The 25,838-nt window shown below is 57.1% G+C and carries 23 protein-coding genes and 2 tRNA genes; 15 read left to right on the top strand and 10 right to left on the bottom strand.

Translation table 11 applies throughout. The features are described from left to right. Window positions 1-137: 137 nt before the first annotated feature. The gene (locus C4S59_RS06210) at window positions 138-1,265 is read left to right on the top strand and encodes an aminotransferase class V-fold PLP-dependent enzyme (RefSeq protein WP_103909619.1); all 1,128 of its coding nucleotides are present in this window, start codon (window positions 138-140) and stop codon (window positions 1,263-1,265) included. A 26-nt stretch (window positions 1,266-1,291) separates the two neighbouring features. Here C4S59_RS06210 and C4S59_RS06215 read toward each other — a convergent pair whose 3' ends face one another. Together C4S59_RS06215 and C4S59_RS06220 are read right to left on the bottom strand one after the other, a co-directional pair. Beyond that, entirely contained in the window at window positions 1,292-2,083 is a 792-nt protein-coding gene (locus tag C4S59_RS06215; protein WP_103909620.1) for an ABC transporter permease, read from the bottom strand. Next, complete coding sequence (locus C4S59_RS06220; RefSeq protein ID WP_234994699.1) at window positions 2,080-2,802, bottom strand: ABC transporter ATP-binding protein; 723 nt, start codon at window positions 2,800-2,802, stop codon at window positions 2,080-2,082. The genes C4S59_RS06215 and C4S59_RS06220 overlap by 4 nt, the downstream gene beginning before the upstream one ends. A gap of 167 nt (window positions 2,803-2,969) precedes the next feature. Here C4S59_RS06220 and C4S59_RS06225 point away from each other — a divergent pair, with 167 nt between their 5' ends. The 5 genes from C4S59_RS06225 (at window position 2,970) to C4S59_RS06245 (ending at window position 8,215) form a co-directional block, all read left to right on the top strand. Next, the gene (locus tag C4S59_RS06225) at window positions 2,970-3,491 is read left to right on the top strand and encodes a CoxG family protein (RefSeq protein ID WP_103909622.1); all 522 of its coding nucleotides are present in this window, start codon (window positions 2,970-2,972) and stop codon (window positions 3,489-3,491) included. A gap of 80 nt (window positions 3,492-3,571) precedes the next feature. Then, window positions 3,572-4,057 carry a (2Fe-2S)-binding protein gene (locus tag C4S59_RS06230; RefSeq protein ID WP_103909623.1) on the top strand — a complete coding sequence of 162 codons (486 nt, stop codon included), beginning with the start codon at window positions 3,572-3,574 and terminating at the stop codon, window positions 4,055-4,057. Window positions 4,058-4,145: 88 nt separating this feature from the next. Continuing rightward, the gene (locus C4S59_RS06235) at window positions 4,146-6,512 is read left to right on the top strand and encodes a xanthine dehydrogenase family protein molybdopterin-binding subunit (protein ID WP_103909624.1); all 2,367 of its coding nucleotides are present in this window, start codon (window positions 4,146-4,148) and stop codon (window positions 6,510-6,512) included. Window positions 6,513-6,602: 90 nt separating this feature from the next. After that, entirely contained in the window at window positions 6,603-7,394 is a 792-nt protein-coding gene (locus C4S59_RS06240) for an FAD binding domain-containing protein (RefSeq protein WP_103909625.1), read from the top strand. A 134-nt stretch (window positions 7,395-7,528) separates the two neighbouring features. After that, a complete protein-coding gene (locus tag C4S59_RS06245; protein WP_103910297.1) occupies window positions 7,529-8,215 on the top strand; it encodes a fumarylacetoacetate hydrolase family protein in 687 nt (228 codons plus the stop codon). 18 nt (window positions 8,216-8,233) lie between these two features. Here C4S59_RS06245 and C4S59_RS06250 read toward each other — a convergent pair. Next, window positions 8,234-8,310: transfer RNA gene (locus tag C4S59_RS06250), tRNA-Ile, on the bottom strand. Between the two features lie 121 nt (window positions 8,311-8,431). On the opposite strand from C4S59_RS06250, the gene purM reads away from it, so the two are divergent. From purM to rnd, 3 genes are all read left to right on the top strand, one after another. Next, a complete protein-coding gene (purM, locus tag C4S59_RS06255) occupies window positions 8,432-9,478 on the top strand; it encodes a phosphoribosylformylglycinamidine cyclo-ligase (RefSeq protein WP_103909626.1) in 1,047 nt (348 codons plus the stop codon). Continuing rightward, window positions 9,475-10,071 carry a phosphoribosylglycinamide formyltransferase gene (gene purN, locus C4S59_RS06260; RefSeq protein WP_103909627.1) on the top strand — a complete coding sequence of 199 codons (597 nt, stop codon included), beginning with the start codon at window positions 9,475-9,477 and terminating at the stop codon, window positions 10,069-10,071. The genes purM and purN overlap by 4 nt, the downstream gene beginning before the upstream one ends. 79 nt (window positions 10,072-10,150) lie before the next feature. Further along, on the top strand, window positions 10,151-11,317 hold the full coding sequence (rnd, locus tag C4S59_RS06265) for a ribonuclease D (RefSeq protein ID WP_103909628.1): 1,167 nt from the start codon (window positions 10,151-10,153) through the stop codon (window positions 11,315-11,317). Here the strand turns inward: rnd and C4S59_RS06270 are convergent. After that, complete coding sequence (locus C4S59_RS06270) at window positions 11,314-11,817, bottom strand: hypothetical protein (protein ID WP_103909629.1); 504 nt, start codon at window positions 11,815-11,817, stop codon at window positions 11,314-11,316. The two genes, rnd and C4S59_RS06270, sit on opposite strands and share 4 nt — an antisense overlap. 132 nt (window positions 11,818-11,949) lie before the next feature. On the opposite strand from C4S59_RS06270, the gene C4S59_RS06275 reads away from it, so the two are divergent. Then, window positions 11,950-12,360 carry a SufE family protein gene (locus C4S59_RS06275; protein WP_103909630.1) on the top strand — a complete coding sequence of 137 codons (411 nt, stop codon included), beginning with the start codon at window positions 11,950-11,952 and terminating at the stop codon, window positions 12,358-12,360. A gap of 16 nt (window positions 12,361-12,376) precedes the next feature. On the opposite strand, the gene trpE is transcribed toward C4S59_RS06275, so the two are convergent. From trpE to fabI, 5 genes are all read right to left on the bottom strand, one after another. Further along, a complete protein-coding gene (trpE, locus tag C4S59_RS06280) occupies window positions 12,377-13,891 on the bottom strand; it encodes an anthranilate synthase component I (RefSeq protein WP_103909631.1) in 1,515 nt (504 codons plus the stop codon). A 7-nt stretch (window positions 13,892-13,898) separates the two neighbouring features. Then, entirely contained in the window at window positions 13,899-15,746 is a 1,848-nt protein-coding gene (locus C4S59_RS06285; protein WP_103909632.1) for a peptidylprolyl isomerase, read from the bottom strand. A gap of 39 nt (window positions 15,747-15,785) precedes the next feature. Further along, window positions 15,786-16,982 carry an aminotransferase gene (locus C4S59_RS06290; RefSeq protein WP_103909633.1) on the bottom strand — a complete coding sequence of 399 codons (1,197 nt, stop codon included), beginning with the start codon at window positions 16,980-16,982 and terminating at the stop codon, window positions 15,786-15,788. Window positions 16,983-17,067: 85 nt separating this feature from the next. Then, window positions 17,068-17,568, bottom strand: a complete 501-nt coding sequence (gpt, locus tag C4S59_RS06295) for a xanthine phosphoribosyltransferase (RefSeq protein WP_103909634.1) — start codon at window positions 17,566-17,568, stop codon at window positions 17,068-17,070. Window positions 17,569-17,584: 16 nt separating this feature from the next. After that, window positions 17,585-18,391, bottom strand: a complete 807-nt coding sequence (gene fabI / locus C4S59_RS06300; RefSeq protein ID WP_103909635.1) for an enoyl-ACP reductase FabI — start codon at window positions 18,389-18,391, stop codon at window positions 17,585-17,587. A gap of 114 nt (window positions 18,392-18,505) precedes the next feature. On the opposite strand from fabI, the gene pdxH reads away from it, so the two are divergent. The 5 genes from pdxH to C4S59_RS06325 all read left to right on the top strand — a co-directional run bounded on the left by pdxH (window position 18,506) and on the right by C4S59_RS06325 (window position 24,519). Further along, entirely contained in the window at window positions 18,506-19,111 is a 606-nt protein-coding gene (gene pdxH, locus C4S59_RS06305) for a pyridoxamine 5'-phosphate oxidase (RefSeq protein WP_103909636.1), read from the top strand. A 111-nt stretch (window positions 19,112-19,222) separates the two neighbouring features. After that, window positions 19,223-19,759, top strand: a complete 537-nt coding sequence (locus C4S59_RS06310) for a cold-shock protein (RefSeq protein WP_103909637.1) — start codon at window positions 19,223-19,225, stop codon at window positions 19,757-19,759. Beyond that, window positions 19,729-20,193, top strand: a complete 465-nt coding sequence (locus C4S59_RS06315; protein WP_103909638.1) for a DUF192 domain-containing protein — start codon at window positions 19,729-19,731, stop codon at window positions 20,191-20,193. The genes C4S59_RS06310 and C4S59_RS06315 overlap by 31 nt, the downstream gene beginning before the upstream one ends. A gap of 53 nt (window positions 20,194-20,246) precedes the next feature. Then, window positions 20,247-20,323, top strand: a tRNA-Pro gene (locus tag C4S59_RS06320). 524 nt (window positions 20,324-20,847) lie between these two features. Further along, window positions 20,848-24,519 (top strand): vitamin B12-dependent ribonucleotide reductase, encoded by a 3,672-nt coding sequence (locus tag C4S59_RS06325; RefSeq protein WP_103909639.1) that lies wholly within the window; start codon window positions 20,848-20,850, stop codon window positions 24,517-24,519. A 127-nt stretch (window positions 24,520-24,646) separates the two neighbouring features. Here C4S59_RS06325 and C4S59_RS06330 read toward each other — a convergent pair whose 3' ends face one another. Next, a complete protein-coding gene (locus tag C4S59_RS06330; protein WP_103909640.1) occupies window positions 24,647-25,633 on the bottom strand; it encodes a DUF6976 family protein in 987 nt (328 codons plus the stop codon). Between the last annotated feature and the right edge of the window lie 205 nt (window positions 25,634-25,838).

Raw genomic sequence — 25,838 nt, forward strand, 5'->3', positions numbered from 1 at the left:
CGCGGATGTGATAATCCGTTTCCCATGGGCAACGCGCTTGCGCCAAGATAGCGCAGGAATATCCCAAGGAATGACTTGCAGCGCCGCGCAAGGGCGGCAAATCTGCACCCATCCAATTCAGACAAGGCAGACAGACCATGGCCGCACTACTCGATACAGTTGATCCCACGGGGCTTGAGGAATTTTCGGTGGTCTTCACCGACCGTTCGCTGAACCACATGAGCGCCGCGTTCCAGCAAGTGATGCGCGATATCTCGTCCACATTGAAAGAGGTCTACAAGGCCGAAGGCGTGGCGGTGGTGCCCGGTGGCGGTACCTATGGCATGGAGGCCGTGGCCCGTCAGTTCGGGCAGGGCGCGGATGTTCTGGTCGTGCGTAATGGCTGGTTTTCCTACCGTTGGAGCCAGATTTTCGAAGCGGGTGGTTTCGGGGGCGATACCACCGTCATGAAGGCGCGCCAGACTGGAAACGAGGCGACAACCCCGTTTTCGCCCGCGCCGATTGATGAGGTCGTCGCCAAAATTCACGAGGTCAAACCGCAGGTCGTGTTCGCGCCGCATGTGGAAACATCCGCTGGTATCATCCTGCCTGATGACTACGTGGCCGCCTTGGCGAAGGCCGCGCATGATGTTGGCGCGTTGATGGTTCTGGACTGCATCGCATCCGGTTGTGCTTGGGTCGATATGAAGGCGACAGGCGTGGATGTGCTGATCTCGGCCCCGCAAAAGGGTTGGTCTGCCACACCGTCTGCTGGCCTGGTGATGCTGTCCGAACGCGCCATCGCGCGGATGGAAGAGACCACATCGAACAGCTTTGCCGTGGACCTGAAGAAATGGTTCCAGATTATGCAGGCGTACGAGAATGGCGGTCACGCCTATCACGCGACCATGCCGACGGATGGTTTGAAAGCGTTCCGCGATACGATGGCCGAAACCCGCGACTACGGTTTTGACAAGCTGCGCGATGCTCAGTTCGAACTGGGCGCGAAAGTACGTGCGATGCTGGCCGAGAAGGGCATCCAATCGGTCGCTGCGGAAGGCTTTGGCGCGCCGGGTGTGGTGGTCAGCTACACCAATGATCCCGAAATCCAGACAGGTCGTGCCTTTGCTGCGAAGGGCATGCAGATTGCAGCCGGTGTTCCGTTGCAATGTGACGAACCGCAGGGCTTCCAGACCTTCCGTTTGGGCCTGTTCGGTTTGGACAAACTGTATGACGTCGACGCCACTGTCGCGCGCCTGAAGCGTGTCGTAGACGACGTTCTGTAAGAAAGATCAGGGCTGGCGGGAAACCGTTAGCCCTTTCGTTTGATCATGCCGCGCGCAGGGTCATAACCCCACAGGGCCAGCGCCATAAAGATCGCGCCTGCAACGACCGTCCACAGCAGCGCCCATGGGTTCCATTCCAGATACAGCGCAAACCGGATCAGTTCGACCGCATGGGTGAACGGATTGACCGCGCAGATGTCGCGTAGCAGTGGCGAGCTTTCGGCCATTTTCCAAAGTGGATAAAGCGCGCTGGACAGGAAGAACATTGGGAAGATGACGAAGTTCATCACGCCAGCAAAGTTTTCCAACTGCTTGATAAAAGAAGACAAAGCCAGCCCGAGCGCGCCCAGCATCAGGCCCGACAGCATCAGCGCGGGCAGTGCTGCGATATAGCCCAATGGCTCCATCTCGATCCCGAAGAAATAGGCAATCAGCAGGAAGGTGTAGACCTGTAGGATGCTGATGGCTGTCGTGCCCAGAAGCTTGCAGAACAATAGCCAGCCACGGGGCAAAGGTGCTGTCAGCAGCAGGCGCATCGACCCTGTTTCACGGTCATAGACAAGACTGAGCGAGCTTTGCATGCCGTTGAACAACAGCACCATGCCGCAGAGACCGGGAACGATGTAGGTCTCGTACGTGATGTAGGTTTGATAGGGCGGGATGATCGACAGGCCCAATGCGGCGCGGAAACCGGCAGCGAAGACTAAAAGCCAGACCAAGGGGCGCACCAGCGCCGCGATAAACCGTTCCCGCTGATGCACAAAGCGCAGGGCTTCGCGTAAAACGATAGCGCGCAGGGCTGTCAGATAGCGCATCATTCTGCACCTCCTGTCTTGGCTAGGAAGTAGTCTTTGAGCGTTTGGTCCCCACGCAGGTCGGCGCATTCGCCATCAGCCAGTATCTGACCCTGATGCAAAACAACAAGCCGGTCCGAGTCGTAAACCTCATCCGTCAGGTGAGTCGCCCAAAGCACCGTCAGCCCATCATCGGCACATAATTGGTGGACGTGATCGGTGATCGACTGTCGCGCGGCGGCATCCAGACCGACTGTCGCCTCGTCCAAGAGTAGGACCTTGGGATTATGAACCAAGGCGCGGGCGATCTCGGTCCGGCGGCGGTGGCCACCGTTCAGGCCACGTGCTTTTTCACCGGCGCGGTCCTGAATGCCCAGCCGTTCAAGGGCCGAGTCGATCCTGATCGCGGCGCTTTTTCCGGACAGCCCGTGCAATGCCGCAAAGTAGGTCAGGTTCTGGCGGATGGTCAAATCAAGGTCCAATGTCTGCGACTGGAAAACTACGCCCATCTGGCCAAGAGCCTGTCGCGGATTGCGGGCAAGTTCCTGACCTGCCACGTAAATCTTGCCGTCAGATGAGGTGAAAAGACGGGTCAGAAGACCGAACAATGTCGACTTGCCCGCGCCATTTGGACCAAGCAGTGCTGCGAACCGTCCGGGAGCGATGTCAAAACTGACATTATTCAGGGCTTTTTTGCTGCCATACGAGAAAGTCAGGCTTTCTACACGCAACCCATTTGACACCTTGATGATCCTCCACAATCCTGAGGGGACCATAGACGCCACAATTACGGGTGACAATTGATGCAGAAGGGTCGGGGTAGGGCCTTCTGCGTTTCTAGGAAAATGGTCGTATATCGCGGCTCGGCTGCAACTCATACTGTTCTGTTAAAGGATGAGAGGACTTTTTTATGAAGATGAGCGATTCCAGAGAAATCGCAGCTTCGCCCGAGGTGGTGTGGGCCGCGATTTTGAACCCCGAGGTTCTGAAGGAATGTGTGCCGGGCTGTACCGAAATGTCCGGAACGCCCGAAGAAGGGTTCGAAGCAACCGTCGTCCAGAAAGTTGGCCCGGTTAAAGCGACTTTCAAGGGACAGGTGAATGTCTCTGACATGAACCCGCCGAACAGCGTTACACTGTCCGGCGAAGGTAAGGGCGGCGCGGCCGGCTTTGCCAAAGGTGGTGCGGTTGTAAACCTTGCACCGTCCGCAACAGGCACAACACTGACATATGAGGTCGAGGCGAACGTGGGCGGCAAGCTTGCCCAGCTGGGGTCTCGTATCATCGACGGCTTTGCCAAGCGTATGGCCGATCAGTTCTTTACCCGTCTGCAAGAAGCCATCGAAGGCCCGGCAGACGCGGATGCCGCGGAAGCCGCTGATGCGAATTCTGACGGTAAGAAGAAAGGCTGGTTCAAGCGACTGGTTTCGTAAAAACTTCGCTTGACGGACTCAGTGGGCTTGGCCCCACTGGGTCAAGGAAGAACAACACAAACGTCCAATGGGAGGATTGTATGTCTAAGGTAAGTATGACCGTGAACGGCAAAGCCGTTAGCGGCGATGTGAAAGGGAACACGCTTCTCGTAGAATTCCTGCGGGAAGATCTGCGTCTGACGGGCACCCACGTCGGCTGTGACACCAGCCAGTGCGGTGCTTGTACGATTCACGTGAACGGCAAGTCCGCCAAGGCCTGCACAATGTTCGCGGCAGAAGCAGACGGTGCGGACATCACCACCGTTGAAGGTATGGCAAACGCAGACGGTTCGCTGAGCGTGATCCAGCAGGCATTCCAGGACCACCACGGCCTGCAGTGCGGTTTCTGCACACCGGGTATGGTCATGACAGCGGCAGCGCTGCTGAAAGAAAACCCCAAGCCGACCGAGGCTGAAGTGCGCCACTATCTGGAAGGCAACATCTGCCGCTGCACAGGTTACCACAACATCGTCAAAGCCATCATGGCCGCGTCCGGTCAGGACGTCAGCGCGATTGCTGCCGAATAAAAACGATCGTTGCGCCCCGTTCGGCGCAATCAACTGAATTCTAGTTTCGGCAGTATCCCAGCGATCTGCCAGACCCAGGGAGGAAAACATGCCAAAGGATCAAGGCATAGGGGCCAGCACGAAGCGCCGCGAAGACGTGCGTTTTCTGACAGGCACCGGAAACTACACAGACGATATCAATCTGCACGGCCAGCTGTACGTGCATTTCCTGCGTTCTGATGTTGCACACGGCAAAATCAACTCGGTCGACACATCCGCCGCATCCGCGATGGACGGTGTTGTGCGCATCTTTACCGGTGCGGATTTCGAAGGCATCGGCGGTCTGCCCTGCGGTTGGCAGGTAACCGACCGTCACGGCGAGCCGATGAAAGAACCGGCACACCCCGTTCTGGCACAGGGCAAAGTGCGTCACGTAGGTGACCCGATTGCTGCTGTTGTTGCAGAAAGCGTGCAGGCTGCGCGTGACGCGGCTGAAGCCATCGAAGTCGACATCGAAGAGCTGCCCGCAGCCGTCGACATGAAAGAAGCGGTCAAAGATGGCGCGCCTCTGGTACATGACGATATCGGCACAAATCTTTGCTATGACTGGGGTTTTGTTGAAGAGAACAAGGCTGCGACAGACGAAGCGTTCGCAAACGCTGCGCATGTCACAACGCTTGAACTGAAAAACAACCGTCTGGTTGCAAACCCGATGGAACCGCGTGTTGCGGTTGGCGACTATAACCGCGCCAACGACGAATCCACGCTGTACACCACATCGCAGAACCCCCACGTGATCCGTCTTCTGATGGGCGCATTCGTTCTGGGCATCCCCGAGCACAAGCTGCGCGTTGTTGCCCCTGACGTCGGTGGCGGTTTTGGTACAAAGATCTTCCACTACGCGGAAGAGGCCTTCTGTACATTCGCGGCTCGTCAGCTGGCGCGTCCGGTCAAATGGACCTCCACACGTTCCGAGGCGTTCATGTCGGACGCGCACGGCCGTGACCACGTGACCAAGATCGAACTGGCGCTGGACGCAGACAACAACTTTACGGCTCTGCGCACAGAAACCTATGCAAACATGGGTGCTTACCTGTCGACCTTCGCGCCGTCGGTTCCCACATGGCTGCATGGCACGCTGATGGCGGGTAACTACAAAACGCCGCTGATCTACGTGAACGTCAAAGCTGTCTTCACCAACACTGTTCCGGTTGACGCCTACCGTGGCGCGGGTCGCCCCGAGGCGACATTCCAGATCGAACGTGTGATCGACAAAGCTGCACGTGAACTGAACGTCGACCCGATTGCCCTGCGTCGTCAGAACTTCATCACCGAGTTCCCCTACGCAACTCCGGTGGCGGTCGAGTACGACACAGGCGATTACAACGCGACCATGAACACGCTGGAAGAGATCGCTGATCTGTCCGGTTTCGCTGCCCGCCGCGCGGAAAGCGAAAAGCGCGGCATGCTGCGTGGTCTGGGTGTGAACTGCTACATCGAGGCTTGCGGCATCGCGCCGTCGAACCTTGTTGGTCAGCTGGGTGCACGTGCGGGTCTGTACGAATCCGCAACCGTTCGTGTGAACGCGACGGGCGGTATCACCGTCATGACAGGTTCGCACAGCCACGGTCAGGGCCACGAAACAGCCTTCCCGCAGGTCATTTCCGAAATGATCGGCATTCCGGAAGAGATGGTCGAGATCAAGCACGGCGACACAGCCAACACGCCGATGGGCATGGGTACCTACGGTTCCCGTTCGCTCGCGGTTGGTGGCTCGGCGATGGTTCGCGCGGCTGAAAAGGTCATCAACAAGGCCAAGAAGATCGCAGCGCACCTGCTGGAAGCAGCTGAAGCAGACATCGAACTGAAGGACGGCACGTTCTCGGTTGCAGGCACGGACAAATCCGTTGCTTGGGGTGATGTCACGCTGGCAGCCTACGTTCCGCACAACTATCCGCTCGAAGATATCGAACCGGGTCTGGAAGAGACGGCGTTCTACGATCCGTCGAACTTCACATACCCGTCGGGCGCGTACTGCTGCGAGGTCGAGGTTGATCCGGACACAGGTAAGGTCACAATCGAAAGCTTTGCTGCGGCAGATGACTTCGGCAACATCGTTAACCCGATGATCGTATCCGGTCAGGTTCACGGCGGTATTGCTCAGGGCATCGGTCAGGCGCTGCTGGAAAACTGTGCCTACGATGAAAACGGTCAGCTTCTGTCGGCGTCCTACATGGACTACGCGATGCCCCGTGCGTCGGACGTACCCTTCTATCAGGTCGACCACTCGAACGGCACACCCTGTACGCACAACCCGCTTGGCGTAAAGGGCTGTGGTGAGGCTGGCGCGATCGGTACACCGCCTGCAGTCATCAACGCGATTGTTGACGCGCTGCGTTCCGGTGGCCACGATCACGTCTACCACATCGACATGCCGGCATCCCCGTCCCGTGTATGGGCAGCGATGCAGAAGTGATGGTCTCGGCCCGGGGCACCGTTCCCGGGCCACTAACAGAATTGGCCTTTTACGAATGTCCGCATTCAAAGGTCTGAAAGGAGTAACGAAATGTACAATTTCGATGTAGTGCGCCCGACTTCTGTTGATGAGGCTCTCTCGGCCCTGTCTCAGGAAGACGCACAGGCACTGGGCGGCGGTCAAACGCTGATCCCGACGCTGAAACAACGTCTGGCAATGCCGACCACACTGGTCAGCCTGTCGGGTATCGACAGCATGAAAGGTGTGTCCGTTGATGGTGGTGTGATCACCGTTGGTGGCGCAACACCCCACGCGGTTGTGGCAGGTGAGGTTGCAGATGCATTCCCCGCGCTGGCACATCTGGCTGGCAACATCGGTGACCCTGCGGTGCGTAACCGCGGCACAATCGGTGGCAGCCTTGCCAACAACGACCCGTCCGCATGCTACCCGTCGGCAGCGCTGGCAACAGGTGCCACAATCGTCACCAACGCACGCGAAATCGCAGCAGACGACTACTTCCAGGGCATGTTCACCACAGCTCTGGACGAAGGTGAGATCATCACCTCTGTCAAACTGCCGGTTCCCGAAAAAGCGGCTTACATCAAGTTCGAACAGCCGGCATCGCGCTTCTCGCTCGTGGGTATCTTCCTTGCGAAGTACGCAGACGGCGTTCGCGTTGCTGTCACAGGCGCATCGAACAACGGTGTATTCCGTTGGGCCGAAGCCGAAGCAGCCCTGTCTGCCGACTTCTCGGTCGCGGCTGTTGAAGGTCTGTCCGCACCCAGCGGCGACGACATGATCTCGGATCTGCACGGTTCCGGCGATTATCGCGCGCATCTGGTCAAAGCGCTGACCAAAAAGGCAGTTGCACAGGCCAGTTAAGCTGAGCTGAAACACTTAAAAGGCCCCTCGATGCATTCGTATCGGGGGGCTTTTTCTTATTTGAAGGGGAGAGCCCCTTGGCCTTGATCGAAAAACCTGTTCCCTATGGCGCAAGGTTTTTCAAAAGGCACATCATGGCATATCTGTTCGATCCCGCACCCGTTATCGCGCTTCCTATCGTTGGCGATGACCGCAGCTTCCCCGTCCGTCGTGTCTTCTGCGTCGGCCGCAATTACGAGGCCCATGCCGCCGAGCTCGGGAATAAGATCGACCGTGATGATCCGTTCTATTTCACGAAATCTCCGCTCCACATTGTGGTTGGTGACGGCGAGGCCGCATTGGCCGCAGGAACCGACGACTATCACCATGAGATCGAATTTGTGGTCGCCTTGTCAGCCGACCTGAACAACGCAACGCCTGAACAGGCGATGGAGGCTGTGTTCGGCTATGGCGTGGGGCAGGACATGACCCGCCGTGATCTTCAAAACAAAGCCAAGGACAAACGCCGCCCTTGGGACACCGCCAAGGACGTCGAACAGTCTGCGATCCTGTCGGCGATCACGCCCAAAGCCGTGTTTGGAGAAATCGGCGATCAGATGATTACGCTGACCGTTAACGGCAAGATGCAACAGGAAGGCAAGTTGTCGGACATGGTCTGGTCGGTGCCAGAAATCCTGTCGCATCTGTCGACACTCTACACGTTGCGGGCAGGGGACATCATCATGACCGGCACGCCGTCTGGCGTTGGCCCGGTGGCTAAAGGCGATGTTCTGGTATCCCGTGTGGACGGCTGTGAACCGCTGACAACGACCATCGTTTGAACTGGGGGAATCGGTGTCTGGTAGGCCCGGCAGGACTTGAACCCGCAACCAAAGCGTTATGAGCGCTCTGCTCTAACCAATTGAGCTACAGGCCCTCCAGTCCGGTTTGAGTATCAGACGGTCACGCGTCGTCAAGTAGCTGATTGCATTGTCGTTGCAGTGGCCCCCGTATTGGGCTATCCGCGACGCCAAATCTGACATTTCGGGGGACCCCCAATGAGCAACGGCAAGAACGGCATCACCTATGCAGACGCGGGCGTAGACATTGACGCAGGCAATGCGTTGGTGGATCGGATCAAACCTGCAGCGAAACGCACGCAGCGTCCGGGAACGATGTCTGGTCTTGGCGGCTTTGGCGCGTTGTTCGACCTGAAAGGCGCAGGCTACAACGATCCGGTTCTGGTTGCGGCCACAGACGGTGTTGGCACCAAACTGCGGATTGCGATCGACACAGGCTATTTTGATGGCGTGGGTATCGATCTGGTGGCGATGTGTGTGAACGATCTGGTCTGTCAGGGTGCCGAGCCGCTGTTCTTCTTGGATTACTTCGCCACCGGCAAACTGGACACAGATCAGGCCGCGACCGTGATCGAAGGCATCGCCGAAGGCTGCGTTCAGTCCGGCACCGCGTTGATCGGTGGCGAAACCGCCGAAATGCCTGGCATGTATCCCGTAGGCGACTTTGACCTTGCGGGCTTTGCTGTTGGCGCGATGGAACGCGGTCAGGACCTGCCTGCGGACGTGCAGGTGGGTGACGTTCTGCTGGGTCTTGGTTCGAACGGTGTGCATTCCAACGGTTATTCGCTGGTGCGCAAGCTGGTTGAGATGTCCGGTCTTGGTTGGGAAGCTGCCTGCCCGTGGTCTGACAAGACGCTTGGTCAGGAACTGCTGACGCCCACACGTCTTTACGTGAAGCAAGCGCTTGCGGCTGTGCGGGCAGGGGGCGTTCACGCGCTGGCCCACATCACAGGTGGCGGTCTGACCGAAAACCTGCCGCGCGTTCTGCCCGAAGACATGGGCGCAACGATCGATCTGGATACATGGACGCTGCCCGCCGTGTTCGCTTGGATGCGTGAATTGGGCGGAATGAACGACGCAGAGATGCTCAAGACGTTCAACTGCGGCATCGGCATGATCCTTGTGGTTTCCGCCGACGAAGCCGAAGCGCTTGAGGCGCTGTTGACCGAGCAAGGCGAATCCGTCTTCCGCATCGGTACAGTCACCGATCAGCCCGGTGTGGCCTATTCGGGGAAACTTGCGTGACGAAACGCGTAGCCATCCTGATCTCGGGCGGCGGTTCCAACATGGTGTCGCTGGTTGAAAGCATGACGGGCGACCATCCCGCGCGTGCCTGTCTGGTCATGGCAAACAGCGAAAATGCGGGCGGTTTGGCCAAGGCTTCGGCGCTTGGCATGGATACGGATTTTGTCGACCACCGCCCGTTTAAAGGCGACCGAGCGGCGTTCGAAGAGGTGCTGCACGACCGCATCCTTCAGGCGCAGCCGGACATCGTCTGTCTGGCAGGATTCATGCGCGTGCTGACAGAAGGCTTCGTGTCCAAATGGCAGGGCCGGATGCTGAATATTCACCCGTCGCTTTTGCCGAAGTACCGCGGGCTACACACCCATGCTCGTGCTCTTGAGGCAGGGGATGCATATCACGGCTGCACCGTGCACGAAGTGACCCCGGAACTGGATGATGGACCGATCCTTGGTCAGGCGCGCGTTCCGGTGCTGGAGGACGATACCCCTGAGGTGCTGGCAGCCCGCGTACTTGAACAGGAACACAAACTTTACCCTGCAGTGCTTCGCAGATTTGCAGAAGGTGACCGGACCCCCGTTAAAATCGGTTTTTGATCAGCCGCTTTGCAGCAGGGGTGCTTTCCGCTAGGGTCGCCAAAACGACGCGCGCAGATTTTAATAAACAAAGGCCCCTATGAAGATCATTACACGGACCGACGACCTCGCTTCTTTTTGCCATCGCGCGAAAAATCATCCCTATATTACAGTGGATACCGAATTTCTGCGCGAACGGACCTATTATTCCAAACTGTGTCTGGTGCAGGTCGCCTATCCGGGTGATGACGATGACAGTGCAGTACTGATCGATCCGCTGGCTGATGGTCTGTCGCTTGATCCGCTGATGGAGTTGTTCAAAGACACGGACGTCGTGAAAGTCTTCCACGCCGCGCGTCAGGATCTTGAAATCTTCTACATCGATCATGGCGTCATTCCCGAACCACTGTTCGATACGCAAGTCGCTGCCATGGTATGCGGTTTTGGTGAACAGGTGGGGTATGAGACGCTGGTCAAGCGGATCGCCAAGTCCAGCCTTGATAAATCGTCGCGCTTCACAGACTGGTCGCGTCGCCCGCTGACCGATGCCCAGCAGAAATATGCGTTGGCCGACGTCACGCATCTGCGCCAGATTTACGAATATCTGAACAAGAAGCTCAAAAGCTCTAAGCGTGATCGTTGGGTCCAGGAAGAGCTGGCAATTCTGACCGATCCCGAAACCTATATCACGCGCCCGGATCAGGCGTGGCGGCGGATCAAGACACGCACGAACAGCACGCGTTTCCTTGGCATCGTGCGCGAACTGGCCCGCTTCCGCGAAGACTATGCGCAGAAGCGCAACATCCCGCGCAACCGCGTTTTCAAGGACGATGCCCTGGTCGAACTGGCATCCACCAAACCCCAGAACATGGAAGACCTTGGCCGGTCCCGTCTGTTGCTGCGTGAAGCGCGCAAGGGCGATATCGCGGATGGTATTCTTGCTGCTGTCAAAGCAGGTCTGGACTGTCCGAAAGACAAGCTGCCCGAGGTCAAAAACGACCGCGATAAGCTGAACGTGAACCCGGCGTTGGCTGATCTGTTGCGGGTGTTGCTAAAGGCCAAGACCGAAAGCTCGGGCGTCGCATCGAAGCTGATCGCGCCTGCATCCGATCTGGATGCGATTGCAGCGGGCATGCGCAATGTGCCTGCGCTGTCTGGTTGGCGCTATGAAGTGTTTGGTGAAGACGCGCTGAAGCTCTGCAAGGGCGAGATCGCCCTTGGTGCGAATGGCTCGTCTGTAGAAGTGATCGAACTGGAAGACGATTAACGGCGCGTGACCATCGTGTTTTCGCGTCCCACGACGCGAATGGTACGAATGCCCGCCAGCTCATTGTCTGTCAGCCAGTCAGCGACCGTTACTTTGCGCGCGTCCGGACCCGTATTGCGGGGGCCGGGCTGTTGCTTGGCTGCAAAGACGTAGCTGATCACTGTCGGATCTTCGCCGTCTTCAAGGATCAGTTCCGCTTCAAACGGGCCTGCGCGGTCGGCAACGCCTGTTGCCCGAATGATCGCGCCACCGGGGCGGCGTTCGATCAGCAATTCGCTGACTTGGGCAATCGGGTTGCCCGGAACGCGTTCTTTTTCTTTTTGCGTGACGAAAATCGACACCGCCTCGCGCCGCTGGGGCAGCAGGGGATTGGCGACATCCGTCGGAACCGAACGGGCAGAGCCGAACCAGTTGAACGGGTTCAGGCGCGACTCGCGCACTGTGCCACAGCTGGTTAAAACGAGCGTCGAAACGAGAAGAACCGCCACCGGTTTAAACATTGGTATCCTGCCCCTTGCCTGAACTACCAATGGACTAGCCTATCGGCGCGCAGTTGAAAAGCATGAAGGCAGGGCTGGACCTTTTTCCGATGTCTCCCTAGGTCTGTGTCAAAGACGTATGGAAGGTGAATTATGGCGCAGGCAGCGTTCGAAGAACTGGTGGAAGATTTCGAGTTTCTGGAAGACTGGGAAGACCGCTATCGCACGGTGATCGATCTGGGCAAGGATATGGAACCTTTGCCAGAAGCCTTGCGTGTGCCCGCGACCAAGGTTGACGGCTGCGCCAGTCAGGTCTGGCTGCACCCGCAGATCGACGGAAACACGTTCCATTTCAAAGGTGACAGCGACGCGATGATCGTGCGCGGCCTGATCGCTGTTCTGATCCGTCTTTATGATGGTTTGCCGCTGTCCGAGGTGGGCGCGGTGGATGCGCGTGCCGAGTTCGGTCGCCTTGGCCTGACCGATCACCTGTCAGCGCAGCGGTCTAACGGATTGCGCGCGATGATCGAACGCATCCGTCAGACAGCAGCCGAGGCCGCCTAAGCGCGGCCTTCGGGCTTTAATCGTTACCGGTGCCAGTGAAGCGCGCGGCATCCGCCGCCGCACGGCGGATCGCGTTCGATTTGTGAACGGTTTCCATGTATTCCGCCTCGGGGTCGCTGTCATAGACAACGCCACCGCCAGCCTGAATATAAAGCTTCTGATCCTTCACGATGGCCGTTCGCAGGGCAATACACATGTCCATGTCGCCACCGGACGAGAAGTAGCCAACACCACCGCCATAGACGCCACGCTTTTCGGGCTCTAGTTCGTCGATGATCTCCATTGCGCGCACTTTGGGCGCACCAGACACTGTGCCAGCTGGCAGACCGGCAAGCAGGGCAGACAGCGCATCCTGATCGTCGGACAGTTCACCCACAACGTTGGACACGATGTGCATCACGTGGCTGTAGCGTTCGATCACAAATTTTTCAGTCGGACGGACCGTGCCGATTTTAGACACCTTGCCGGTGTCGTTACGGCCAAGATCAAGAAGCATGAGGTGCTCGGCCAGTTCCTTCTGGTCAGCCAGCAGATCGGCCTCGTTCGCGCGATCCTCTTCCGGCGTCGCGCCACGGGGGCGGGTGCCGGCAATCGGGCGGATGGTGACTTCGTCGCCAAAGACCCGAACAAGAATTTCGGGGCTGGCGCCGATGACCTGAAAGCCACCGAAGTTGAAATAGAACATGAACGGCGATGGGTTCGTCCGACGCAGAGAGCGATAGAGCGCAAACGGCGGTAGGGGGAAATCCTGCGTCCAGCGCTGCGACGGCACGACCTGAAAGATGTCACCCTTGCGGATGTAATCCTTGGCCTTCTCGACGGCGTCTTTATAGCCTTCGTGCGTAAAGTTGCTGACAGGTGCGCCTGCCTCTTTCGCATCGCCCAGATCGCGGCTGGCTTGCGGCATGGCGCGTTCCAGATCGCGTACGGCGTCCATGACGCGTTCTGCCGCCTGAGCGTAGGCTGCACGCGCGGATTGGCCTTCAGATACCCATGCAGGGGAAACTACTGTGACTTCGCCCTTAACACCGTCCAGAACCGCAATGACAGACGGACGCATCATCAGCGCGTCAGGCAGGCCCAGCGGATCGGGGTTCACGTCTGGCAGATGCTCGACCAGTCGAATCATGTCGTAACCCAGATAGCCGAACAGACCGGCCGCGGCCTGAGGAAGGTCTTCGGGCAGCTCGATTTTGCTTTCGGCAATCAGCGCACGCAGGCTGGTCAGCGGATCGTCGTCCAGCGCGGTGAAACTGTCGGGATCAAACCGTGCGTGACGGTTGATACGCGACTGAGTGCCGTGACATTGCCAGATCAGGTCCGGCTTCATTCCGATGATCGAATAACGTCCACGAACTTCGCCGCCGGTCACGGATTCCAGCATGAAGGCGTCTTTGGCGGCGCCTGTCAGCTTGAGCATCAGTGAAACAGGTGTGTCCAGATCGGCCGCAAGACGGGCGTACACCACCTGATTTTTGCCTGCGGCGTATTCGGTTTCGAATTCCCGGAACTCGGGCGTCAAGGCAACCATAGTTAACTCACTGAATTTGCGCGTTGATCTGTCGCAACGCTGTTGGGTTTTCGGTCACGCCAGCGCGGGTCTGAATGTTCACGATGAACGCGCGATACAGGTCTTCGGCAAGGCTGCCGGACGCCTGATTGGTCAGTCCGTCGATCATGGCTTGCGCGTCTTCTGTGGTCAGATCAGCCGATGTCACGCCATCCAGTTGAAGAATGGCAACACGGGACACGCCACGCATCAGTGCCGCTTGATCGTCTTCCAGATCGAACACCTGAAGCACGCTGCCTGCTGGCAGGGCATCAAGGCTGGTCGAGCGCAGATAGCCTGTCTCGGATGTGGCAGTCAGACCCAAGTCTGCAAAGCTTTCGCCAGCATTCAGGCGTGCGACATATGCCTCGGCTTCGGCCTCAAGCGCGTTTGTTGTGGCTTCGCGTTCCCAGCCGAATTGTACGCGGTCGCGGACGTTTTCGAAGGGATAGGGGGCCTTTGGCTGGATTTCGTCGATACGCAAAGCGAACACACCACCGTCACCGAGCGCCGCAATTTCAGGGTAGTCATCCTGACTTGCTGCATTGGCGATTTCGCGGAATGCCGGATAGCCGGAAATACCGTCTTCGCTGTCACCGGCCCATTCGATTGTGCCCAGCTCGAGATCCGTGGTTTCAGCCAGTTCTTCCAATGTGGCACCCGCGGCCAGTTCATTGTCATACTCTTCTGCCTGACCCTCGATCACGCGGCGTGCGCGGTCCAGAACCAGTTCGTCGCGCAGCATCGGGATGGCATCTTCAAACGGTGTTTCCTGTGCCGCAAGTTCGGCGTTTACACGGAACAGCGCCGGACCCAGATCAGAACCCGCAGGCCCCGCGACAGCGCCGGAGGCGACGGCAAAGACCATATCGCCTGCCGCACCCAAATCTTCGACAGTCACAATGCCCAAATCAACGTCGGACAGCTCCAGACCGCGTTCGGCGACCAGATCGTCAAATGTGGTTTCGCCATTGGTGATTGCCGACGCCGCTGCCAATGCCTCGGCCTCAGAGCTGAAGACCAGACGTTCAACCAAGCGACGCTCGGGCATGTTGAATTCGTCGCGACGTTCCTCATAGGACGCGCGCAGCGTTTCTTCATCGACCTCAACGCTGTCCACGATCATGTCGGGTGTGACCCAAGCGTAGGTGATCACCTTGGTTTCAGGGCGTGTGAACTGGGCGATGTTTTCTTCGTAGTAGGCCTGTAGGTCTTCCTCGGTCGGGACGGGGACGCCGGTTGTCATGTCGGCGTCTGTCAGAACAGCCCATGTGAAATCGCGTTTTTCCTGCGCGTAGGCGACCAGCGTTTCGGCGTAGGTATCAGACATTTCGTTGCCAGATACGATTGCGCCTTGGACGATACTGCGGGCAGCTTCTTTGCGCAGATCCTCTTCAAAGTCCCGTTCGCTCATTCCAATGTTGCGCAGGGCAAAGCGGTAGGCATCACGATCAAAGCTGCCGTCAGCACCTTGGAACGCCGAAATTGCACCAAGTTGCTTGGCAACTTCTTCGTCACCGACCGAGATCGATGCCTCGTCCGAGGCCCAATCCAGAGATGCGTTCACGATCAACTGTGCCAGCACTTGACGATCAAGGCCAAGTTCTTGTGCTTCAGCAAATGTCACGGCGCGGCCCTGTTGGGCCTGCTGCGCGCGCAGTTCCTGCTGGATGGTGCGCACATAGGTGCTGGCGTCGACACCCTGGTCACCCACGCTGGCGACATCCTGACGACCGCCGGTAAAGCTTGTTGCGCCAAAGCCCAGCAGACCCACAAAGATAAAGCCCATGAGGATGTACAGGAAGACTCTGGATAACCGTTTCGCCTTAAGCGCCATGTGGAATACCACCCGTAGTTTTAAAGATTTCAGCGATGTTTACGCAGTGCGCGACGGGCCCGCAAGTGGCCAGTCCAATTGAGCCAGACGATCGAACAAAACAGCGATCCCGTCCGCGTTAATGTTGGCAAAGGCAAAGCGGAATTCGCGTGTGCCTGAGGCGTCTTCTGAAGGCCGGAACATGGTGCCGGGAAGCGCAAGAACAGACGCTTCTTTCACCAGCTTGACGGCCAGATCGGCAGAGCTGTCTGCAAATGGATGTTCAACATAGGCAAAGTACGCCCCGAGCCCCAAAAGTCGCCAGCCTTTGGCGGTCAGTTTAGGCATGTTTGCCTCGATTGCTGCGCGGCGGGCCAGAATTTCGGCGCGTTCGCCTGCCAGCCATTGATCAAGGTTCTCAAGCCCCCAAAGCGCCGCCTTCTGGCCCAGTTGGGGCGCACAGATCGCGACGGTGTCCTGAAACTTCTCGACCTCGCGCAGCAGCGAAGGAGAGGTCACAATTGCGCCCACGCGGTGTCCGGTCAGGCGGTAGGCCTTGGAAAAGGAATACAGCTGGATCAGCGTTTCATCGGCACCATCCTGATCAAGCAGGTCATGGGGTGCGCCTGTGCGGCTGTCGAAGTCGCGATAGGTTTCATCGACGATCAGCTTGATCCCGCGACGATGGCAGAGCGCGAAAAACTCGCGAAGCAGATCGGCAGGGTATTCAACACCAGCGGGATTGTTTGGCGAAACAATCGCTATCGCCTTTGTCCGGTCTGTGATCAAGGCCTCGGCCGCGTCAGGTGTTGGCAAAAGATCAGCACCAGTGTCCAGCGGCACAGCCGTTACGCCCGACAGGTCCAGCCACATTTTGTGATTGAAATACCAGGGGGTTGGCAGGATGACTTCATCCCCCTGGTCGGCAATGGACGAAATCACCGCGGCAAATGCCTGATTGCATCCTGCTGTAATTGCGATCTGGTCAGCGGACACTGTTGTTTCGTAGTGACGGCTCCAGTTTTTGGCCAATGCCTCACGCAGTGCGGGCAGGCCAAGGACTGGCCCATAAAGATGTGTGGTGCTGTCCAGAAGCGCGTCTGCCATGGCCTGACGCAGATTTTCAGGCGGGGGATCGATCGGGGCCGCCTGAGAAACGTTGATCAAGGGAAGGTTCGCAGGAAACTCGACACCCTCAATCCAACGTCGCGCCTCCATCACCGGGGGCGAAAATGTAGATTGGGTGCGGCTTGCCATCTGAGTACCTGCGAAATCTGGCTTTTACGTTTCGCCACGTTCTTGCAGTTCGCGCTGCAACGCAACGCGAAACAAGGATGTTTGATCAGTCGTCAGAGCCGTGGAACGGTTTTACGTACTGAAGGGCCATATCCCACGGGAAGAAGATCCACGTGTCCTGGCTGACCTCGGTGATGAACGAATCCACCATCGGACGGCCCTGCGGCTTGGCGTAAACAGTGGCGACATGCGCTTTGGGCATCGCCTTACGCACGACTTCCAGCGTTTTGCCTGTGTCGACCAGATCGTCGATGATCAGAATGCCTTCGCCATCGCCAACAACCGTCGCATCGGGGGATTTGATTATGCGCGGTTCGCTTTGTTCCTGATGGTTGTAGCTTTTGACGCTGATCGTATCGACGGTGCGGATGTCCAGTTCACGACTGATGATCATGGCAGGGGCCATGCCGCCACGGGTGATGGCGACAACGGCCTTCCAGCCGGATGCCGGCGCGGCATCCTGAAGACGCCATGCCAGTGCACGAGCATCGCGATGCAATTGGTCCCAACTGACGTGAAACCCTTTTTCGTGTGGCAGTCGATCCATGGTTTTGTCCGATCCGTTAGCTTTTCGACATGTCAGGCGCGTCGACGGCTTTCATACCGACCACATGATAGCCTGCATCGACGTGCAGAACTTCACCAGTGGTGCCAGCGCCCAGTTCAGACAGAAGGTATAGCGCAGAACCGCCAACGTCTTGAATGGTGACGTTCCGGCGCATCGGGGAATTATATTCGTTCCACTTCATGATGTAGCGGAAATCGCCAATGCCAGAGGCGGCCAGTGTTTTGATCGGGCCCGCGCTGATCGCGTTGACGCGGATACCGTCTTTGCCAAGGTCTTCTGCAAGGTAGCGCACAGAGGCCTCTAGCGCGGCTTTGGCGACACCCATCACGTTGTAGTGGGGCATGACGCGCTCGGCACCGTAATAGGTCAGCGTGATCGCGGAACCGCCATCGTTCATCATCTTTTCGGCGCGCTGCATAACGGCGGTAAAGCTGTAGACCGAGATATCCATAGACATCTGGAAGTTCGCGCGGGATGTATCGACGTACCGACCGCGAAGCTCGTTTTTGTCAGAGAAGCCAATGGCATGAACGATAAAGTCGATGTTGTCCCAGCGCTCTTTCAGGCCATCAAACAATGCGTCGATCGAAGCTTCGTCGCTGACGTCGCAGGGCAGAACAATGTCCGATCCCAATTCAGCGGCCAGAGGATCAACGCGCTTCTTCAGCGCTTCGCCCTGATACGAGAACGCCAGCTCGGCGCCTGCATCGCCAAGGGCCTTGGCGATACCCCATGCAATAGATTTGTCGTTGGCGAGGCCCATGATTAGACCGCGTTTACCTGCCATGAGATTATTTGACATTGTGCCGCTCCACCCGAAATGTGTCTAAGTTCCTTTAGGCGAAGGGCTTGCGACCATCAAGGGCAGGCTGAGCAGAATGGGCAGAATGGCCGTGAATACAGGAGTAAAGCGTCGATGAGCGACCGAAGTGGGATTTTTGCGGGTGACGATCCGTTTGAGATTGCCCGAAACTGGCTGGCCGAGGCTGAAGCCAGCGAAATCAACGACCCGAACGCCATTGCGCTGTCGACGGTCGATGCGAACGGAATGCCCAATGCGCGTATGGTGCTGTTGAAGGAAATCGAGGACGCGGCCTTTGTATTCTATACGAACTACGAAAGCGCTAAAGCTCAAGAAATCGAAGCGGCAGGGCAGGCGGCGTTCGTCATGCACTGGAAATCCCTGCGACGCCAAATCCGTGTGCGCGGGTTTACGCAACGGGAAGATGGCCCCCAGGCCGATGCCTATTATAAATCCCGTTCTCTCAAGAGTAGATTGGGTGCCTGGGCATCAAAACAGTCGCAACCTTTGGACAGCCGCGCGACTTTGATGGCTGAAGTGGCGAAAATCACAGCGACTAAGGGGCCGAATCCCGAAAGACCGCCGTTTTGGGGGGGCTTCCGTATCACCCCGATTGAAATAGAGTTTTGGGCAGATGGCGCATTTAGGTTGCATGACCGCTTTACGTGGAGGCGTAAGGATGTTCATAGTGACTGGGATGTGACTAGATTGAGCCCATGACTTTCACGTGACGTGAAATGTCGCCTAAGAACAAAAATGACTTGGAATCATGCTTGCATAGTAGGGGGCGCATGACGCAATAGTAGGACCGAGCAAAACGATGAGTATGTTGTGACTAAAGAAACGGAGCGACAAAGTCGCCAAGTGACCGGCAAGGTCAAATGGTTCGATCCCGCAAAGGGCTTCGGCTTCGTCATTGCTGACGAGGGTGGGCCGGATATTCTCTTGCACGGGAATGTCCTGCGCAATTTCGGCCTAAGCTCGATTGCCGATGGCGCCGGTGTGGTTATCTCGGTCAATGACACTCAGCGTGGTGTGCAGGCTGTCGAAGTACATAAGGTTGATCCACCGGAGGAAGAGGGGCTAGCTCCTCTTGCGGACTTTGCCGAAATGGATCCCGACGTTCTGGCCAATGCCCCGCTGGAACCTGCTCGTGTCAAATGGTTCGACAAGGCCAAGGGCTTTGGCTTTGCTAATCTGTTTGGCTGCAGTGAAGATGTGTTCGTTCACATCGAAGTGCTGCGCCGGTCGGGCCTGTCCGATCTTCAACCGGGCGAAGCGCTTGCGATACGGACGGTCGATGGCAAACGCGGCCGTATGGCCACCGAGGTACTTGCATGGGACAGCGCGGTTACGTCTGGGCGCTAACGTTCAGCCTGCTGTCCAGCACAGCATTTGCCGAATGTTCACAAGATACCCTGTCCATTAAAGGCCAGTTCGGGTCTGCCAAATTCGCTGTGTCCGTCGCGGATACCGCGGACGAACGCGCGCAGGGCCTGATGTTTGTCGAGCAGATGCCAAGAATGACTGGAATGCTGTTCGTATATGAACAGCCGTCGTCAGTGGCGTTCTGGATGAAAAACACGCTGATTCCCCTCGACATGATCTTTGCCGATGAAAACGGCGTGGTTCAGTCCATCCATGAAAATGCGATCCCTGGTGATCTGACAGCGATTCCGGGAGGGGACAACATCCAGTATGTTCTGGAGTTGAACGCAGGTGTCGCAAAGATGCTTGGATTGAAGCCCGAGAACGTCATGCAGCATCCAGCAATCGAAAAAGCGGCTTGGCCCTGCGAATAACCTGCAGATCGGTCTTTTCAATTTGATCCGAGGCGTTTAAACGGTCGCTCAGTCGGGGCGTAGCGCAGCCTGGTAGCGCGACGGTTTTGGGTACCGTAGGTCGTAGGTTCGAATCCTATCGCCCCGACCACTTCCTTAATAGCGATGAAATTCTAGGCGAACGGCCCGTTTGCATTCGGATCGGGCGTATCGAATCGCAGCGTTACCGGACATTTCACAAGAACTTGTGTCTCTTCTGCACTCGGGCTTTGTTTTTCGCGGAACACATTCCAATTCCAAACTACCTCAAGCTATGCGGAAAATTCTGTGGATAAGTCCATTGAAACGCATGTTTTCCTCGAAAGAGCGTCGTTTTCATCTTGTGGGTGAATCAGGGAGTGGATCGCAGGGAATGTGTTTGGGTAGGTCGTCAACGCTAAATATAGATAACTTTCTTCAAAAAATTCGTTGACCGGCAAAGGTCCAATGCGCCAATTTGTGCGGGCTTACTGCAAGCCCACCACATTTAGTGGTTAGGTCACGGGGTCAATTCGCATTGCCACATTTGGCACTCTACTCAACCGCGACATGGTCATGTCTCGGTACAGGCAGCGTTTACCCAATCGATCGGGCGCGGAAAGCGGACGGGAAGCAGCGATAAACAGGGCGGCGATCATGAGAATTGAAAGAAAGTTCACGCGTGAAGGGCAGGACGCGTACGCTGGATTAGAATTTGTTACCACGACATCTGAAATTCGAAACCCAGACGGGACCATCGTGTTCCGTCTTGATGAGGTTGAGGTCCCTGCATCTTGGAGCCAGGTCGCATCCGACGTCATCGCACAGAAATACTTCCGGAAGGCGGGCGTTCCGACAGACCTGAAAAAGGTCAAAGAAAAGGGCGTGCCCGAGTTCCTGTGGAAATCCGCACCGGCATCTTCGGACGTTGAAAAGACCGGCGAAACCTCGGCCAAGCAGGTTTTCGACCGTCTGGCGGGTGCGTGGACATACTGGGGCTGGAAGGGCGGCTACTTCACGTCCGAGGCTGACGCACAAGCCTACTATGACGAAATGCGCTACATGCTGGCCACTCAGATGGCTGCACCGAATTCGCCGCAGTGGTTCAACACAGGTTTGCACTGGGCATATGGCATCGACGGTCCGGGGCAGGGCCACCATTATGTCGATTACAAATCTGGCAAGCTGGTAAAATCCCAGTCGGCTTATGAACACCCCCAGCCGCACGCCTGCTTTATCCAATCCGTCTCTGACGATCTGGTAAACGAAGGCGGGATCATGGATCTTTGGGTGCGTGAAGCGCGCCTGTTCAAATACGGCTCTGGCACCGGCACGAACTTTTCGTCCTTGCGGGCCGAGGGCGAATCCCTGTCCGGTGGTGGCAAATCCTCGGGTCTGATGGGCTTCCTGAAAATCGGTGACCGCGCAGCTGGTGCGATCAAGTCCGGCGGCACAACGCGACGCGCGGCCAAGATGGTGATCTGCGATGCGGATCACCCCGATATCGAAGAATTCATCAACTGGAAGGTCAAGGAAGAGCAAAAGGTTGCGTCCATCGTCGCTGGTTCGAAAATGCACGAGCAGATGCTGAACGCTGTCTTTGACGCGATCCGTAGCTGGGATGGTGCCGAAGCCGACGCTTATGACCCTAAGGTCAACGACAGCCTGAAGCAGGCGGTCCGCGCCGCTAAAAAGGTCGCGATCCCTGAGACGTATATCAAACGCGTTCTGGACTATGCGCGTCAGGGCTATGCCTCGATCGAGTTCCCGACATACGACACCGACTGGGATTCGGAAGCTTACGCGTCTGTGTCCGGCCAAAACTCGAACAACTCGATCCGCGTAACCGACGCGTTCCTGAAAGCTGTCCGTGAAGACGCCGATTGGGAACTGATCCGCCGTACAGACGGCAAGGTCGCAAAAACGATCAAGGCCCGCAAGCTGTGGGAAGACGTCGGCCACGCGGCATGGGCGTGTGCCGATCCGGGTATCCAGTTCCACGACACGGTCAACGCATGGCACACATGCCCCGAAGACGGTGAGATTCGCGGTTCAAACCCTTGTTCCGAATACATGTTCCTTGATGATACGGCCTGTAACCTTGCGTCGATGAACCTGCTGACCTTCCTTGAGGATGGTAAGTTCAAGGCCGAGGAATACATGCACGCGACACGTCTTTGGACGCTGACGCTGGAAATCTCGGTTCTGATGGCGCAGTTCCCGTCCAAGGAAATCGCTCAGCTGAGCTATGACTTCCGTACGCTGGGTCTGGGCTATGCCAACATCGGCGGCCTGCTGATGAATATGGGTTACTCCTATGACTCGGATGAAGGCCGCGCGCTTTGCGGTGCATTGACCGCGATCATGACCGGCGTTGCTTACGCGACATCTGCTGAAGTGGCGGGCGAGCTGGGTACATTCGCGGGTTACGAGCGCAACAAAGAGCACATGCAGCGCGTCATCCGGAACCACCGCAATGCGGCCTACGGCGCGACAAGCGGATATGAGAAGCTGGCGGTGAAACCGGTCGCTCTCGACCATGCAAACTGCCCTGATCCGCTTCTGGTCGAGCTGGCGATGTCCAGCTGGGACGAGGCGCTGCGTCTGGGTGAAAAGAACGGCTTCCGTAACGCTCAGACAACTGTGATTGCGCCGACAGGCACGATCGGTCTGGTTATGGACTGTGACACAACCGGTATCGAGCCTGACTTTGCCTTGGTGAAGTTCAAAAAGCTGGCCGGTGGCGGTTACTTCAAGATCATCAACCAGTCCGTTCCGGCAGCGTTGGAAAAACTGGGCTACGACTCGTCCCAGATTGAAGACATCATCGGCTATGCGGTGGGTCACGGCTCGATTGCAGAGGCACCGGCGATCAACCACACGTCGCTGGTGGGCCATGGCTTTGGTCCGGCGCAGATCGAGCGTATCGAACAGGCGCTTGGTTCCGCCTTCGATATCCGCTTTGTGTTCAACCAGTGGACGCTGGGCGAAGAGTTCTGCACCGAAGTTCTGGGCATCCCGACCGAACGTCTGAATGACCCGAGCTTTGATCTTCTGCGCCACCTTGGCTACAGCCGCAAAGACATCGAAGCAGCCAATGACTATGTCTGCGGGACAATGACGCTTGAAGGTGCACCGCACTTGAAAGTTGAACATTATCCGGTGTTTGACTGTGCAAACCCCTGTGGCAAGAAAGGCAAACGCTTCTTGTCTGTCGACAGTCACATCTACATGATGGCCGCGGCGCAGTCGTTCATTTCGGGTGCGATTTCCAAGACGATCAACATGCCGAATGACGCGTCTATCGAAGACTGTCAGAAGGCCTATGAACTGTCCTGGTCGCTGGGTGTTAAGGCCAACGCGCTGTACCGTGATGGCTCCAAGCTCAGCCAGCCTCTGGCGGCGGCACTGGTCGAAGACGACGAGGACGCACAAGAGGTTCTAGAAACAGGCTCGATGCAGGAAAAGGCCGCTGTGCTGGCCGAAAAGATTGTCGAGAAGGTCGTCATCAAGGAAATCATCAAGTCCGAGCGCACCAAGATGCCGGAACGCCGTAAGGGTTACACCCAGAAGGCCGTTGTCGGTGGTCACAAGGTGTACCTGCGGACCGGTGAGTACGAAGATGGCTCCTTGGGCGAAATCTTTATCGACATGCACAAGGAAGGCGCGGGTTTCCGTGCGATGATGAACAACTTCGCCATAGCGGTATCCGTCGGTCTTCAGTACGGCGTGCCGCTGGAAGAGTTCGTTGATGCCTTCACCTTCACCAAGTTCGAACCGGCAGGCATGGTTCAGGGCAACGACAGCATCAAGAATGCGACGTCGATCCTTGATTACATCTTCCGCGAACTGGCCGTGTCCTATCTGGACCGCACCGATCTTGCGCATGTCAAACCCGAAGGTGCGACATTTGACGATATCGGTCGCGGCGAAGAAGAGGGCGTGTCCAACGTCAAGGAACTGAGTGAAAGCGCAGCTTCCAAGAGCCTTGAGGTTCTGAAGCAGATCAGCTCGACCGGTTACCTGCGCAAGCGTGTTCCGCAAGAACTGGTGGTTTTGCAAGGTGGGCAGGCGGCAACAGCCTTTGCCGCGCCGATGGATGCCTCTGCAGCGCTCAGCACGCTCGTTCCGGAAACATCGACGTCGACCACTGTTTCTGTGGCTGCGCGTGCAACGACGACAACGTCCACGGGCATGGATGCATCGACCAAAGCCAAAATGCAGGGTTACGAAGGTGATCCGTGTGGTGAATGCGGAAACTACACGCTGGTGCGCAACGGCACCTGCATGAAGTGCAACACATGTGGCGGCACCTCTGGGTGCAGCTAAAGGACAAGGGGCGCTGAGGCGCCCCTGACGCGACCGAGCCGCAGGCAAAAAACTAGGGCGGTGAAATGATGAGCTCAGGTTCGCGAGACTTGTAAGGGGGCGTTATCGCCCCCTTTTTTTATGTGCCTCAAGCCGGCTGGACCTGAAGTTTGACCAAGGTCTGGTTCAGCAGGATATACGCGATTTCACCAAAGGTGACCGGACCTGTGAACTTACCTGTCGATTGGCCCTCCAGCTCGCCATACAGATAGTTCAGGATACAGTTGCACGAATACTGGCTGGCGCCACCGCCACCCAGACGTTCGGCAAAGGCATCAGGATAGCTGTCGAGCGGCGCGGCCAGTTGGTATTCGACACCTGTCATCACCGGCGCGTAGAACGACACTTCGTCGTTTTCCAGATCAATCGCCTGAACCGACACATTGATCAGCGCGCCGCCATAGTTCGCAATCAGCGGCAGGCGGGTGTCGATTTCGTTGTCGGTCAGATAGTTGGCCAAGGACACAACCTCGCCGTTCACTGTCGCGGTTTTGGCCGAAAAACCATCGCTGTCGAATGTGAAAGTGGTTTTTTTATCATGCCCTTGCGAGAAGATGTTGACGATATCCACGCCGATCTTGTTTCCGGCAGGCACAGACACATGCATAACCGCAGCACCGTCTTCCAGTGCTTCGCCGGTTTTGCCGTCGAACACTTTGGGTTTCGCTGTCCCCAGTTCTTCCAGATGGACGCCGGAAATCCAGCCCACCAGAGGCTGTCCGAACACCCCAGCATAAGTCTGGCCTTCAACGGCGAACTTTGTGTGTGCGTCCGAGAAGGCGGGGATCAGGATGATGGTAAAGCCGTTCGGCTTGTAGCCATCCGAGATCGTAACCAAATCGGATGTCGGAACGGTGCGAACAGAAACGTCGCTGACGTCTTCAAATGTGGTGCAGAATACCTTGTCACGGACAACAGCGCCGCCTTCTTCTGTAACAAAATAAACGGATGTGCCGCCGACCCAATTTCCTTTTGGCAGCTTTGCAAGAATGGCTTCGTCGCCAGCCACTGTAATGACGTCACCACGTTCGATACGGGCGGATGCTTCTTCAACGGTCAGAAGTTCGTTTTTCATTTCAATTCTCCGCTCTTCAAATGGTGGTCAGTTCCGAAGCCGCGTATTCATTTTCGGCTGCGAATGCATAAAGCTCATCGGTTTTCGCTCCGAGAGCTCTGGGGGAGTTTTGGACTTCGATCCTCAACCGGCCAACAACAATCCGTGTCGCAAGCGACATGTGGGATAGGTCTTGGTCGGATTGGAGGAGTTGCTGTAGTTTGGC

The organism is Thalassococcus halodurans, from assembly GCF_900108225.1.
Lineage (GTDB): Bacteria > Pseudomonadota > Alphaproteobacteria > Rhodobacterales > Rhodobacteraceae > Thalassococcus > Thalassococcus halodurans.

What these genes read in the sequence shown, in the direction of transcription:
- C4S59_RS06325 (WP_103909639.1), top strand. Translation starts at nt 20,848, where the DNA reads ATGAGAATTGAAAGAAAGTTCACGCGTGAAGGGCAGGACGCGTACGCT.
- gpt (WP_103909634.1), bottom strand. Translation starts at nt 17,568, where the DNA reads ATGGATCGACTGCCACACGAAAAAGGGTTTCACGTCAGTTGGGACCAA.
- C4S59_RS06315 (WP_103909638.1), top strand. Translation starts at nt 19,729, where the DNA reads ATGGGACAGCGCGGTTACGTCTGGGCGCTAACGTTCAGCCTGCTGTCC.
- fabI (WP_103909635.1), bottom strand. Translation starts at nt 18,391, where the DNA reads ATGTCAAATAATCTCATGGCAGGTAAACGCGGTCTAATCATGGGCCTC.
- pdxH (WP_103909636.1), top strand. Translation starts at nt 18,506, where the DNA reads ATGAGCGACCGAAGTGGGATTTTTGCGGGTGACGATCCGTTTGAGATT.
- C4S59_RS06230 (WP_103909623.1), top strand. Translation starts at nt 3,572, where the DNA reads ATGTCTAAGGTAAGTATGACCGTGAACGGCAAAGCCGTTAGCGGCGAT.
- C4S59_RS06215 (WP_103909620.1), bottom strand. Translation starts at nt 2,083, where the DNA reads ATGATGCGCTATCTGACAGCCCTGCGCGCTATCGTTTTACGCGAAGCC.
- purM (WP_103909626.1), top strand. Translation starts at nt 8,432, where the DNA reads ATGAGCAACGGCAAGAACGGCATCACCTATGCAGACGCGGGCGTAGAC.
- C4S59_RS06275 (WP_103909630.1), top strand. Translation starts at nt 11,950, where the DNA reads ATGGCGCAGGCAGCGTTCGAAGAACTGGTGGAAGATTTCGAGTTTCTG.
- C4S59_RS06285 (WP_103909632.1), bottom strand. Translation starts at nt 15,746, where the DNA reads ATGGCGCTTAAGGCGAAACGGTTATCCAGAGTCTTCCTGTACATCCTC.
- rnd (WP_103909628.1), top strand. Translation starts at nt 10,151, where the DNA reads ATGAAGATCATTACACGGACCGACGACCTCGCTTCTTTTTGCCATCGC.
- C4S59_RS06210 (WP_103909619.1), top strand. Translation starts at nt 138, where the DNA reads ATGGCCGCACTACTCGATACAGTTGATCCCACGGGGCTTGAGGAATTT.
- C4S59_RS06245 (WP_103910297.1), top strand. Translation starts at nt 7,529, where the DNA reads ATGGCATATCTGTTCGATCCCGCACCCGTTATCGCGCTTCCTATCGTT.
- C4S59_RS06290 (WP_103909633.1), bottom strand. Translation starts at nt 16,982, where the DNA reads ATGGCAAGCCGCACCCAATCTACATTTTCGCCCCCGGTGATGGAGGCG.
- trpE (WP_103909631.1), bottom strand. Translation starts at nt 13,891, where the DNA reads ATGGTTGCCTTGACGCCCGAGTTCCGGGAATTCGAAACCGAATACGCC.
- C4S59_RS06240 (WP_103909625.1), top strand. Translation starts at nt 6,603, where the DNA reads ATGTACAATTTCGATGTAGTGCGCCCGACTTCTGTTGATGAGGCTCTC.
- C4S59_RS06225 (WP_103909622.1), top strand. Translation starts at nt 2,970, where the DNA reads ATGAAGATGAGCGATTCCAGAGAAATCGCAGCTTCGCCCGAGGTGGTG.
- C4S59_RS06270 (WP_103909629.1), bottom strand. Translation starts at nt 11,817, where the DNA reads ATGTTTAAACCGGTGGCGGTTCTTCTCGTTTCGACGCTCGTTTTAACC.
- C4S59_RS06330 (WP_103909640.1), bottom strand. Translation starts at nt 25,633, where the DNA reads ATGAAAAACGAACTTCTGACCGTTGAAGAAGCATCCGCCCGTATCGAA.
- C4S59_RS06235 (WP_103909624.1), top strand. Translation starts at nt 4,146, where the DNA reads ATGCCAAAGGATCAAGGCATAGGGGCCAGCACGAAGCGCCGCGAAGAC.